The following is a 12,479-nucleotide window of genomic DNA, read 5'->3' as shown; positions in this document are numbered from 1 at the left end:
GATTTGTACCCAAAATGTTTATTTTAGACCAAACGCTGGTATGCGAGAATGGAAAAGAGGGTCGGGATACCCCTACATTCCTTTCCTCTTCGCTTCCTGTGTGTTAAGGTTGGGAAGTTGTTATTCGTTATTTAATAGTTTTGCTGCCAAATCAGGGTTTTGAGCTAATGCGATAGCTTTTAATAAAGTTGATCCATCTATCTTTTCTTCATGGTAAATTTGAGGAATTGATTCTATTTCTTTCGTTTCGGTGATAGTGTCAAATTTTGCGCTTATATCCTCTAGTCGTTTCACTATTTTAGCCGCTATATCGCTTTCAGTTTCTTTTGCAGATTTATGTCTAATATGGCTTGTTACTAATTCCAAAGGCATCGGCATACTAAATGGAGGATCACCGACTTTCACTACCGAGACAATAAATGTAGCCACACCATCATTTACACGGAATAAGCCGACTTTGGTATAAGCGGTCACATCATGCATCATTTTACCTTTAGGTAATTCGTATTCTTCTAATTCTATTTCCATTTTTTACTTTTTAAATTGAATTGTATCTGATAGTTCGTGTTCGTAGTTTATAATCTTGTTCTATTTTCTTTTGATATTTTACGCATCTTGTTACTAATTCCTAACCGATACAGAGTGAAAGCGTAATCGTGCATGCAAATATGACCTTTATATGTTCCAAAGTTCGATTTTTTTACATCTGAAAGGTATGTGGGTATTTGATCTAATGAGTTCCACTGCTTATCAGTCAGAGGTGTTGTTTTCTTTTGAATAAGGATACGTCCGTTCTCGGATATTCTGACACAGGGAGCAAACCACTTAGGAACATCGTTAGTCATGCCCTTTACCATTTCCCATAACTCCCATTCGAGAATGTTATCTGATGGCAAACGGTATACATTCTTATGTATTTTTACAACACATGATTTATCATAATCACATTCATAGACAACTCTCGAACAACCTTCTGCAATCAGATCACCGCAAAGAATATCGTGATAAGCCATCATTATGTCGGCACTGTCAAACAACTCTATTATATCCCTTACTGTTTCGGTTCTCATATTACTACCTGAAATATAGCTGTTTGTTGTCTAGTTTTCAACTCAGATTTTATGTTGTACGCTTCTAATTCTTTTACTATTCCGTACCCTTCGTTATCTGCATATTGAAGGTCTATATACTGATAGTATCGCTCTTTACCATCTACAACATAACATACTCCAGATGCACGACCAATAAGACCTAAAGCATGCTCGTTAAACGTGTTCGATCCACTCATAGACCCTGACCGACATGATATATCCGTTCCTCTATGTGCATGAATGTGACCTGATATAACAAAGTCCACAGGCTTACCGCTTAGTGCGTATTTACCGATAATAGATTGAGTTTTTTCTTGTTTCGATGTAGACTGTGGCATATCGTGCATTACGAGCCATTTTTGCTCTCCGAAGTCTATAACGTTCTCCATCTTATCAATAGAATGAAACATTATTCCTTGAATATTGGCAAATTCTAATACTTGTTTGACTTGCGCCATGATCGTATAATCATAGTTATCCGAAAAAGCCTCGTTTGAGAATGTCATTTCCTGTTTTACTCTACTCTCGTTGCCTAGTACCGAGACAATGCCAACCTCATATCCGGCATTACGTACCTCAAGTATAGATTGGGTTATGATATGAGCCAATAGGTTAGCTGCTTTTGCTCTGTTCGTGCTTTGATTTAGCAATTCATCCAATCGGCGGTCGGAATTACAGAGGTCGCCAGTATAGACCATTATGACCTTCTCAACATTACGGAAAGCAAAATATCTCAATGATTCATTAATCAGTTTTTTCATCCGCTTAGACAGTACAGTCCAATTATACTGATTGTGTGGCAAATCTATAAGCTCATTTGCATGAACGTCTGTTATTTGTATTACGCCTACACCATGTTTATCGGCACTGTATTCTAAAGGCTTAATATTGATATTTTCAATCAGTTTTTTTGCGTGAAGTTTGTTTTGATTGGCTAACTCTTTTCCAAATTGAGCCACAGCATTCTCCACCCTCACATCTTCCCGAAATGCCTTTCTTTCAATCCTCTGAACATCTTGTAAGCGTTGTTTATCTTTAGCGAGTCTTACATTCTCAACAAGCAGCTCTTTGTCAGGCTCTGAGTCTTGAATTATCTTACTCACGCTCCGTCTTAAACTATCCTGTTCCCGTCCGAAGTCACCATGTTCAGCTATGATATGTCTAGTCAGGTCTGCTATACTCGAATACTTTCCACTCTCCCATAGCGTTACTATTTCTGATTTAAGTTCGTCTAAATTTTGATATGGCATGTTTATTTAATGATATTAAGTATTTCACCAGATTCTTTAATATTGAGTGCTGTAATATATATGGGTGAAGCCCCTTGAAGTCGTGCTTTCCGCCTTAGATGATCATATTTAGCTTTTATCTTTGCACGCTCTATATAATAATCTAATTTTGAGTCATCCTAATCACCACTATAGTATACTTTTTCTATGTTATTATTGATCTTAAAATATTTTACCTTTTGTTCTGTTATGTTTACATCTTTATATTTTGCTTCAAAAGATGTGTCGTCGGACAATATATTACCTACGGTTATATGATTATTTTCCATCTCCGACAGCGTCATTATGGCATAGCAAGCGAGATCTTTCAATGTGTCATCAATTGATTCATCTTTTACTTGTGCTGAATCAGAATTAATAAGTTGTTTTAATCGGTTTACTTTGTTTGTTATAGGTATAAGTGCTGCTGTTAGTCCAAATTCTTTTACAGACTGACTGAAAGAATCTCCGTAATCTGCATTTTTAGCTTTCTGCAAAGCGACTAATTCGTTACAAATTGATTCAAATTTATTCTCCATATTACAAACTGTTAATTAATTCTTGTTTTGATCCGTAGCAAATATCTTCGTATAACCAGAAGTATTTTTCTTGCTCGGTTACTGGATCATAACCTAAAAAGTCGTGATATCCGCTGTTTGGATTAAATCTATCTTTAACGAATGAATAGCTATTTTTCTGCTCACTATTAATAAATTGTAACCTTATACCCATTACTTCACGTTGAACTATCTGACCTGTTCTTCCATTTATTACCCAAACGAAGTCACCTATGTTGTATTTAGTTTCTAGTTTCATATTTTATTCCAACTAATTGTTATATGTGTAGGTTGCTGAATAATTTTATAACCTAATTCTGTTAATTTATTATTGTATTCAATAGGCATGTCATACATGCTTATTTGAACTTTTCCTCTTTTTGCCGCATCCTTTATTTCATCAATTAAATAATCAAATCCTTCATTTAACATTATATTCTTTGCCTCACTTGCTTTCATGTTTTTCTTTTTCTTCGTTAATAATCTTTTTATTTTCTTCTTCCGAAACTTCGTCAATCGGTTTAAGGCGTTCCATCATGCTCTTATGTGCTTCAAATACATCCTCCATAAATTTCCAGTCCTTTAAACCGTTGCAGACAATCATGTGCGTAATTATTAGAGAATGTAGGTATTTGTCTGAATGCTCATCGGTAACCTTTAATAGATCATCTAATAGTTTATAAAATTGATTGTCGCTACGAAACGTCTCGCTCCAATGTCCTGCGGATGCACTTATTTTGATGTACTGTAACTCATTTCCGTACCTAGATACAATGAAGTTACCTATCCTCTTATCGGACTTTTTTAATTTACTCGGTTTATTACCCATTTTGTATAATTTGATTGGTTAATTATTACTTGAAATTATTATATCTATATAATTATCTTTCAAATAAATATAAGTAAAAATAGTGGGTTGCGAAAGTGAGTTTTTGTGAGTAAATTGAGGTGTATAAACAAATATTATTATGACTGTAGAACAAAGAAAAGAAGCTCTAATAAGAACTATTGTTGAGTCGGTGGAATGTTTCCAAAAGGAAACTGGCGTAAAAGTTGAGGACATTCGTTTTGTTAGATATGAAGATAAATTTCCAAAGAAAGATCCTATGAAAATGTGGTCTGTTTATGTGGATATAAGCATTAATAAATGAGCAAAATACGAGTAGGAATAGATCCCGGTAAGAAAGGTGCATTAGTCGAAATTACAGATGGCGTAGTTACGAAGAAAGTACCAACACCTCTTATCGGCAATGAGTATGATATACCGAGCATGAACGAACTGATTTCTGCCTATGTTGGCAAAGACGATGTTATGGTATTATTAGAGGACGTTCATTCTTTGGGTGGGGTATCTGCTGCTGCTAATGCTAGTCTAATGGAGAATAAAGGTGTGTGGATAGGCTTATTGATAGCAAACAAAATACCGTTCACATTGGTTACTCCAAAGGAATGGCAAGCATTTTCTTGGAGTGGAGTGGAAAAAGTATTAAAGGAAAAGAAGTCAGAAAAAGACCGAAGCATAACAGATACAAAGGCTACATCGCTAAAAGCAGCAGTCTACTTATATCCGAATGAAGATTTGAGGAAATCAGATAGAGCTAAGAATTTTGATGAAGGATTGGTCGATTCACTGTTGATGGCTCATTATGCATGCCACAAGATATAAAACAAAACAGTCCGAATCTCACGACTCAGACTGAATTAGTCAAACTTGAAAATCTTATAACAAAGATATGAAAGCGGAATAAGTAGGATTCGAACCCACATGCCCCGAAAGACGACAGTTTTCAAGACTGCTGCAATAACCGTTCTGCCATTATTCCAAGCAAACCACAAATAAAACCTCTCTCAGAGTAAACGTTGTGGAGCAACTGTACGTATCAGTTTGTTTTACTACAGTGCGGAAAGCGGAGTATTCGAAACCCATCCCGTTTTACCAGAACAGCATCCTTAGCAGGGAGCTACAAAACCTTGATGTTTCACTTTCCATATATAAATATACCACTCTGATTTGACTTACACAATGTCGTTTTTGTAGATAGGAATACATAAGCAAACACATCCACTATGCCACCCCCAGAAGAACTCAGTTTTAGGATGAAACACTCCGACCTGAGGTTGGCAATAATTAGGGCAATCATACCCACTATTTCTGTAGGTCATCCAGCCAATATAGCTATTGTCAAGAGACCAAATAGAATGCTCAATATGAGAATATGCTCTAAATATCGTATCTTGTTCTAAGCGTTTCAGATTGTTAAAGGCTGCTACATATTTACCCGTTCCGAAAGTGATACCCTTTGAAACTATACGTTCCGCTTTAAATCCACCTTCCCGGAATGCTTCTAATAATATTGGTGATAAATATGGTTTTTGAATATTGGCTAAATAAGCATTAAGTATCTGATCTTTATTAAGTCCTTTAAATATTCCAGCCGCTACAAACGCTTCTACTTCACTACGCATTTGACTTACATAATCAGCTATACGCATTTCGAGCGTTTTATTAGCTATTTCGGCTGTTAGAAAAGCAAGTAGTAAAGAATTATTATCTCTATTCTTGTCCTCTTTCTTATGTGCTATTTTATCTACATTCTCTGCACGGATATATATTATATTGAATAGGTCTGTTCTGAGCTTATCCAATATGTCGTTGACTGCTTTTTCTAGTTGTGGATTGGCACTGAACTGAAACGCTTTACCTAAGTTTGAATAGGCTAAACACTCGTCAATAAGTTCGCCAATATCACGTTTGATTATGCGTCTCAAATCGGAATCGGCGAGTATCATCTGATCGACTACTTGCGATATATATTTCTTAGCTTCGGATATTTTTTGTGATTCGGTCATTGATTAAATATAAGCAAAAGCCGCCTACCAAGCAAGTGATAAGCGGCTATTCTATATCTGTTTGTTAGCTACCTTGTGCTACTAATTCTCGTTCCAAATTTGTTTCGTTCATGCCGTCATTTTCAGATTCAGAAGTTGTAGTTTGAGTAGTACTGACATCATTCATCAATTCTTTACGCTGTAAGTCTAATTCGTGATCTTCCTGACGTTCCATTCGCACGTTTTCGTCTGGAGCAGCATAAGGCGTTTGTTCACGAAGTGTTTCTTTGGAAACAATTCCAGCCTGACCTAAGAGTACCATGTTATTTGTATTTTCACTTTCGTTTTGATGAATATACACTCTCATGTCTGCACGTACATCTAAACCATTATATTGAATTGTTTTTCTTCTTTCAATACCATATCCCTCTTTGAATAATTCAAATATGCGGTCTATTGATTTATTGTAAAAGTTTATATCATTAAGTCCTTGTTCTATTGCAGGAGAGTACATAATCTTGATTGTAACACCGGGTAAATCTCCACTCGGATTTTCGGGAGGTAATACTGTAAAGCTACCCATAAGAATATATTTCAATGTCTGCTCTAATTGCAGTTTGAATGAACTTGAAGCATCTGCACCTTCTATAACACTTGCATCGCCATTTGTGTCCTCAAATGCTATTACATTGGCATTTCCGTTTAAATCGCCTTGTATTTCAAGTCCCCCCTTGACAACCATGATACGAAAAGCATAGTGTTTATTATTCTCGTATAGCTGAGATAAAGCCATTTCTAGTTTGTCAATCAAGTCTTGAACAGTTGACCAACAAGCACCATTGTCATCTTTTAGATAGACAATCGGTATCTTCTTAAAACCATGAGGCGTAGGATTCTTTACAACTTTCCACCCATCTACTTCATTTTCTCGTGCAGCTCTTGGTAAAAACGTCTCAGAGTCCCAAACAAGGTAATTTCCATTAACATCCGTATCATAAGACAGAAGCGTATAGTTTTTATCATCCCATACCTCCATATATGGAACATACTCGTTACGATCGTAGTCATAAGCCGCAAATTGTCGCCCAAATATTCTGAGATTACCACTAAAATCCCGAATAGGATTCAATGTGTCTCCTTTGGCAACTGAAAACACCCTATACGACAGTTCTCTATTGTTTAGGACGGCACAAAAAGCCCCATCGCCAGTAGATTTTACGGAGTGACAGAACTCGTACTTTCCTGTCTCCATATTCTTGTTTTTCCACCCTTGCTTTAACTCGATAAATTCATTCGATTCAGCTTCGGTAGGATTTAGTTTATTCAGTGTGAATTTAAGTTCTTCTCCGCAAAGGTGAGTCAGGTGCTTCTCAAGAATGACTTTTTGCATTGGAATAGCTACACGTTGTAATTGTGTCTCTATGTATTGAAATTTCCCTGTTGCATTACCTTGCTCATCTACTAATGGCTTTTTCTTTATAGGATTTTCATAATATGACGGGTCATTTATCTTATGTCCGTTGGGATCTAATTCAGATATGAACTCAGATTGGAATACTTCTATTCTAAATGAATTTATATTTGCAAATCCCCTGTTAGGCAACATCCGAAAGAATCTCTCCCGTGTTCCTGCTATTTGATCTACTGTAATTGGCATATATTTGTAGTATTAGTTTGTGTTAAAGCATCCAAAGCCCTGTGCGAGCAACTTTCTTTTTAGCTATTTCGAAATATTCACGCATAAAAAAAGATTCGAAAAAGTCTGGCGACCTCCCGATCAGTTTTTTCATTTCAGGTTTAGAAATAAGTTTCCAGTTTTTATCTGTGTCTTTGTCATCCTGAGCCATAGCTTTACGCTCAGTAAGAAGTATATTTTGAAGGGTTACGCTTTTATAATTTTTACCTGAGAATTTTCGTCCTTGCAGAAAAGCCTCTATGCTATATCCTGCTGCCTTAATCCTCTGAACACATAAATAGGCACACTCAGCCTTAAGATTCTCAAACATCGTCCTATCACCATTTGTCGGCATTTCTTTATTATTGAATGGTCTGGCTTTCGGGAAGAATCCTTTAAATATTTGCCCTAACCCATTCAGGTCATAACAGAAATTTTCTTCAAGTACATTGTGAAGCTGCATAAACTCTTTAGCGTAATCGACAGTCTTTTTTGAATCCACACCTATAACTCGAATGTCTTTAGCATGAAACCCCTCCCAATACCACATGACACACTTATCGCCACCATCAAAGGCTACGTCACAGGTAATGCACCGTAATCCCTGATTCTGATAGGCATTGTGAAACATCCTATCCATATCTTCATACGTGATTAAACCTACTCCAGCAGTCTTGAATTTCCAGTTTCCATCTAGGTCACGAGCAACCTGTTCCTCGCTTTGGTTTGCAAGATTGGCAAGGTAGTTTGGGTCGGACTTCATCAACTTTATGTTCTCCTCAAGTTTACCCTCAATAAATGTGACCGACTTGATAAACATATCTTCTTTTGTGCCGAATTGCTCATACTCTTTGCGCCACAATCGGTCTATTCTGTCCTTAGCTTGCTCGTAAACTTCTTGTTTAGAATCACCCCAATATATTTCCGCAACCGTTTCGCCATACATAAAGCAATACCGCACCACTCCATTACGCTCAGGGATCGGTGTACCATCTTCTCCAATCCACCAATCAATGAATGTAGCTACCCACGAATCTGGGTCAGGGTTACATGTTCCACGAAAACGGTTCTTTATATTGTGTGCGTTACGGTTAGATGTCAGCAGATATTTGAAGTACTCATAAGCCATGTGAGTTATCTCGTCTACACCAATCATTGACATAGCAAGTCCCTGAAAACGCTTTTTGAAATCCTCAAATGAGTCTGAATAGTAGTCAAATTTTAACTTACCTCCTGTGTGGAAGTTCCAAGTCATATCTTGTTGCGCTCGGTTATATGTTCCAAATTGACCATATACCTGATCGGACACATCTATGATACCACCAGTCTTTCTTGAATCCTCTTTTTCCTTACGAAGAAGCGAGGCATAGAAATATGGATTTTTCACATCATTGAGAGCTTCTAAGAGAAGTGAGTACGTTTTTGACCCTCCCCGTTTTCCTCCAAATATGCAAATATCTGCGTCACATGATAAAAAAACCTCTTGACTACCTTTCTGAGCAATGATGTTATTTGAGTTTTCTTCTTTTCTTAGCTTTTCGATATACTCATACGTATAAACCTCTATGCCTAAATCAAGGAATACAGGATCGAAACATGAAGTATCTTTTATTTCTGCTTTATCTGCCATAAACAAAAAAGCCCAACATACCTTTCGATACATTGGGCTATTGTGCCTCTAATTAAGTTTGTGTTATCTATAAATATAGCTAAAATTAGCGTAATTCACAATGGCTTGTATTACTAATAATTAATACTTATATTTATTGTAAATCAAACTATTAAGATATGAATCTATACAAGATTTTATTTTCACACACAGCCCCAAAAGATACTGAGGTTGGTATTAAATGTCTTTTATTGGCAGAAAACGATGAGCAAGTATATGAATGGATAAAGAGCGAACCAAAAATCACACAAAGTGATCACTTATTTAATGGATGGGGAGATTATGAAACCGATTACGGTGTTGATTTCAAAAACAAAATTATCTCAATCAAAGGTGAGATGTTTGATGATGAGTATGATTATTCTGACGCTTACTATGGCATAAAGTTATTTGGATGGGAATTATTAAAAGAAAATATAACGACCGATTATTCTGAATTAATGGAATTGGGTATAATAAAAAATGCCACTTGCGAGTGAAAATATATTTGCTTATATTTATGATAAGTGAAAATAACGAATGAGAAACAGATTTAATACTACATCAACGGGGAAAGCTGAGATAGTTTACTCCTACACTGAAAAGAACTGGATAAAGTGCCCCCATTGCGGACAAAAACTCTTAGAGGTTATCGAATCTAAAGGTTCTATTGCAGAAATAAAATGTAGGCGTTGTGGTAGTATTGAGAAGGTAGAAATATAGAATAGTAATATTTATTATTTAGAGACTATAAAGTCCGATTTGCGTAACTGATAAAACAGTCCGCATGTCGGGCTTTTTTTTTATTAACACAAACTTTTATAAAACTAAAATGGAGAAAGAAAAACTTTCTGATGAATTAAAAGGATTAGTTGGAGAAAACAGCCTATCCGAAAGAACGTGGAATGATTACATCGACAATTCAGTAGTTCCGTTCCTCCCAATTGAGGAAGATAAGATTTCAGATTATCTGGCTAAACACGCCACTTCACTAAAATCTTTGAACGGTCAATTGAATTACGATGTTGCAGGTAGGGTCAATGAGTTCAAAAAGACTTATAAACCTGAAACACCAGTCAATCCACAGCCGCCGAAGCCAGTTGAAACTAAAGCCGAACCACAACCAGACGATATGCCAGAATGGGCTAAGTCTTTGCTGGGTAAGGTTGATAAGATCGAACAGGAAAAATCCAATGAGGCTAAAACGGCAAAACTTGACAAAACGCTTTCTGATGCAAAATCAGCAATTCAAAAAGATGGTGCTGATAATGAAAAGATTCTCAAAATCACATTCGGCTTGCTGAAAGTCGATGCTGATGAGCCACTTGATAGTGTGGTTAAAAAAGCCAAAGAGTTATACAATGAGACATTATCGGATGTGTATGGCGAAGGGTATAATCCTGCTTTCGGTGCGCATAATTCTTCTGCTCCTATATCTGTAAGCCCTGATGTAAAGCGAAGAAAAGAACTTATGGCGGAAGAAAGAAAAAGAATGAGAGTATAAACTTAATACACAAAAACACAAATGGCACAATTATGGAACGGATACATATCTGCCTCTGATCAGGTAGGCGGTGGTATTCCTGTATGGGTTGAAATACCTAAAGATGTGGTTAGTGGTGGAATGTTGCTGAATAATCTCCGCAAGGATGAAGTATTAGCAAGTGGATCGCCAGTTGAGTATAACCATAGAACGTTTGAGGCGAAGATTCTAAAATGTTTTAAAGTAACAGATGTAACGGCGAGTGGTACAAACTCCATTATCACACTGTTAAGAACAGCACGTACTCCACAGCTCTATGCCGGAATGAATTTGATGGTAGCACCTTCTGATATCAATGGTACAGGTTTAGGAGTAACGATTACATCTGTCGATGAAAGTACGGATAGTGAGTATAAAATAACTGTCGTAACTGCTGATATTGATACTGTTTCTGATACTGATTATTTAGTTGAAGCTGCTGGTGCTGGTGCAGCCGTGGGTATGTATGCCATACCAAATAACTTCACTAAAGATGATACGGTAGGCGGTGATCAAAATACTGTCGGCATTCCTCGTGGTGAGAAATATTTGTATGAGAATACAATACCTGCTTTGCCTGACGCTATAAAAGATTACATAGTGGAAAAAGCAAGAGTTGAATTTGCTTGGTTTCCAGAAGAATAAGTTTAACCTAAACACAAACTAATAATGGCTTTTTTACCACAATTAACAAATGAATCTCAGTTTTACCAATTTCTGACAGGTGCAGTAATGCAGGCTGGCTATGCCGATGTATCTGCTTTTTTCAGAGATGAGTTTAATGAGAATACTTTTCCAAATGCAAAATGGTCTGAGCTGTTCCCTGCCGGAGAAGAAAATGAAAGTGGCGAGTATGTGCAGTTCACAGGAATAAGTACTCGTCCAGTAATGGCTAACTATGTTTCTTTTGATTCCGAAGGACAATTGATTGCCAATGACGGCTTTAAAGTTCAGTCAAAAGATATGCCACGTATGCGTCTGGGAGTGAACTTCAATGAAAAGAGTTTTCGAGACGGGCAAAAGATAATTCGTCAACAAGGTATTCCTGAATGGGCTAAGATGTATTCATCTTTCCTTAAGGATTCCACAGATCTTATCGCTGGTATTCATATGCAACGGAGCTACACCGCTTTACAGATCGAAAGTACAGGTAAGTATATTACCTCGAAAGATAATAACAATGGTGGTGTTATAGGTTTACAATTTAACTTCTTAGAAGGACAATCTGATAAAAATAGACGCCTTTCAGGGTATTTTGGCAATCCGAAAAGTCCAAAAGGAGTAAAGAAATCTTGGTCTGATCCAGATGCGAATCCAATTGGAGACTTGCAAGATATGTATTGGACTTACAAGAATGAACTTGGAAATCCTGCTATCCCTGTCTTCCGCATGAGTGAAGATACCTTTAACACCTTTGTTTCTCATCCGAAAGTTATAGAGGCTGTAGCTCTTTGGCGAAGCGGCTACTTAGCGGCTACTGACAATCTTTTGAAGATAAATGTAACTGAAAGTCAAATAAACTCCTACCTGGAAACAGAACTTCGTTTGCCTAGAATTTCTATTGAAGATTGGAATGGAGTGGTTCAGACCCTTGATACAAAGACACAAAAGAGGACAAAGTCTTTACGTCAAGGTTTCAATGACGGGACTGTATTGTTGCGTCCTATAGGTACAGTCGGAGAACTTCAATGGCAATCACCTACAACTATTTTTGCCACAAATGTCAATCCTATGTATTTGGCTGATGGAGGTCGTATCGGAGTACAACAAGAGACTTATTCTATGCGTAAGGCAATGCACTTTGTAGCTGAGTCTACTGGCATCCCTGTACCTCGAAATATAGATTTCTTCTTGTACATGGATGTAGCAACAATACAACCATAATAATA

At 36.8% G+C, this 12,479-nt stretch carries 16 protein-coding genes and 1 tRNA gene; 6 read left to right on the top strand and 11 right to left on the bottom strand.

Going from position 1 to position 12,479, the window contains the following annotated elements; all coding sequences use genetic code 11:
* Nucleotides 1–120: 120 nt before the first annotated feature.
* The 7 genes from QZL88_RS02260 to QZL88_RS02230 form a co-directional block, all read right to left on the bottom strand.
* Nucleotides 121–528 carry a hypothetical protein gene (locus QZL88_RS02260; protein WP_296938389.1) on the bottom strand — a complete coding sequence of 136 codons (408 nt, stop codon included), beginning with the start codon at nucleotides 526–528 and terminating at the stop codon, nucleotides 121–123.
* A 47-nt stretch (nucleotides 529–575) separates the two neighbouring features.
* Nucleotides 576–1,070 (bottom strand): hypothetical protein, encoded by a 495-nt coding sequence (locus tag QZL88_RS02255; RefSeq protein WP_296938388.1) that lies wholly within the window; start codon nucleotides 1,068–1,070, stop codon nucleotides 576–578.
* The gene (locus tag QZL88_RS02250) at nucleotides 1,067–2,341 is read right to left on the bottom strand and encodes a hypothetical protein (protein WP_296938387.1); all 1,275 of its coding nucleotides are present in this window, start codon (nucleotides 2,339–2,341) and stop codon (nucleotides 1,067–1,069) included. The genes QZL88_RS02255 and QZL88_RS02250 overlap by 4 nt, the downstream gene beginning before the upstream one ends.
* A gap of 158 nt (nucleotides 2,342–2,499) precedes the next feature.
* The gene (locus QZL88_RS02245; protein WP_296938386.1) at nucleotides 2,500–2,898 is read right to left on the bottom strand and encodes a nucleotide modification associated domain-containing protein; all 399 of its coding nucleotides are present in this window, start codon (nucleotides 2,896–2,898) and stop codon (nucleotides 2,500–2,502) included.
* Nucleotide 2,899: 1 nt separating this feature from the next.
* Nucleotides 2,900–3,175 (bottom strand): hypothetical protein, encoded by a 276-nt coding sequence (locus QZL88_RS02240; protein ID WP_296938385.1) that lies wholly within the window; start codon nucleotides 3,173–3,175, stop codon nucleotides 2,900–2,902.
* Nucleotides 3,172–3,375 (bottom strand): hypothetical protein, encoded by a 204-nt coding sequence (locus tag QZL88_RS02235; RefSeq protein ID WP_296938383.1) that lies wholly within the window; start codon nucleotides 3,373–3,375, stop codon nucleotides 3,172–3,174. Before QZL88_RS02235 ends, QZL88_RS02240 begins: the two co-directional genes overlap by 4 nt.
* Nucleotides 3,362–3,745, bottom strand: a complete 384-nt coding sequence (locus QZL88_RS02230) for a hypothetical protein (RefSeq protein ID WP_296938382.1) — start codon at nucleotides 3,743–3,745, stop codon at nucleotides 3,362–3,364. The genes QZL88_RS02235 and QZL88_RS02230 overlap by 14 nt, the downstream gene beginning before the upstream one ends.
* Before the next feature lie 139 nt (nucleotides 3,746–3,884).
* Here QZL88_RS02230 and QZL88_RS02225 point away from each other — a divergent pair, with 139 nt between their 5' ends.
* Entirely contained in the window at nucleotides 3,885–4,067 is a 183-nt protein-coding gene (locus QZL88_RS02225) for a hypothetical protein (RefSeq protein WP_296938381.1), read from the top strand.
* Nucleotides 4,064–4,582 carry a hypothetical protein gene (locus tag QZL88_RS02220; protein WP_296938380.1) on the top strand — a complete coding sequence of 173 codons (519 nt, stop codon included), beginning with the start codon at nucleotides 4,064–4,066 and terminating at the stop codon, nucleotides 4,580–4,582. Before QZL88_RS02225 ends, QZL88_RS02220 begins: the two co-directional genes overlap by 4 nt.
* A gap of 74 nt (nucleotides 4,583–4,656) precedes the next feature.
* On the opposite strand, the gene QZL88_RS02215 is transcribed toward QZL88_RS02220, so the two are convergent.
* From QZL88_RS02215 to QZL88_RS02200, 4 genes are all read right to left on the bottom strand, one after another.
* Nucleotides 4,657–4,739: transfer RNA gene (locus tag QZL88_RS02215), tRNA-Ser, on the bottom strand.
* Nucleotides 4,740–4,932: 193 nt separating this feature from the next.
* The gene (locus QZL88_RS02210; protein ID WP_296938379.1) at nucleotides 4,933–5,766 is read right to left on the bottom strand and encodes a hypothetical protein; all 834 of its coding nucleotides are present in this window, start codon (nucleotides 5,764–5,766) and stop codon (nucleotides 4,933–4,935) included.
* 64 nt (nucleotides 5,767–5,830) lie between these two features.
* Nucleotides 5,831–7,402, bottom strand: coding sequence for a phage portal protein (locus QZL88_RS02205; RefSeq protein ID WP_296938378.1), 1,572 nt, complete (start codon nucleotides 7,400–7,402; stop codon nucleotides 5,831–5,833).
* A gap of 22 nt (nucleotides 7,403–7,424) precedes the next feature.
* Complete coding sequence (locus QZL88_RS02200; protein WP_296938377.1) at nucleotides 7,425–9,050, bottom strand: terminase family protein; 1,626 nt, start codon at nucleotides 9,048–9,050, stop codon at nucleotides 7,425–7,427.
* Nucleotides 9,051–9,208: 158 nt separating this feature from the next.
* Between QZL88_RS02200 and QZL88_RS02195 the strand changes: the two genes are divergently transcribed.
* The 4 genes from QZL88_RS02195 to QZL88_RS02180 all read left to right on the top strand — a co-directional run bounded on the left by QZL88_RS02195 (nucleotide 9,209) and on the right by QZL88_RS02180 (nucleotide 12,474).
* Entirely contained in the window at nucleotides 9,209–9,568 is a 360-nt protein-coding gene (locus QZL88_RS02195) for a hypothetical protein (protein WP_296938375.1), read from the top strand.
* Nucleotides 9,569–9,900: 332 nt separating this feature from the next.
* Nucleotides 9,901–10,572: a hypothetical protein gene (locus QZL88_RS02190; RefSeq protein ID WP_296938374.1), complete on the top strand. Its 672-nt coding sequence runs from the start codon at nucleotides 9,901–9,903 to the stop codon at nucleotides 10,570–10,572.
* 21 nt (nucleotides 10,573–10,593) lie between these two features.
* Nucleotides 10,594–11,235 carry a hypothetical protein gene (locus QZL88_RS02185; protein ID WP_296938373.1) on the top strand — a complete coding sequence of 214 codons (642 nt, stop codon included), beginning with the start codon at nucleotides 10,594–10,596 and terminating at the stop codon, nucleotides 11,233–11,235.
* Between the two features lie 24 nt (nucleotides 11,236–11,259).
* Complete coding sequence (locus QZL88_RS02180; protein WP_296938372.1) at nucleotides 11,260–12,474, top strand: major capsid protein; 1,215 nt, start codon at nucleotides 11,260–11,262, stop codon at nucleotides 12,472–12,474.
* Nucleotides 12,475–12,479 lie beyond the last annotated feature (5 nt).

Source organism: uncultured Dysgonomonas sp. (genome assembly GCF_900079725.1).
Taxonomy (GTDB): Bacteria; Bacteroidota; Bacteroidia; order Bacteroidales; family Dysgonomonadaceae; genus Dysgonomonas.
Note: the sequence above shows the minus strand (reverse complement) of the source record. Positions and strands in the feature narration are given on the sequence as shown.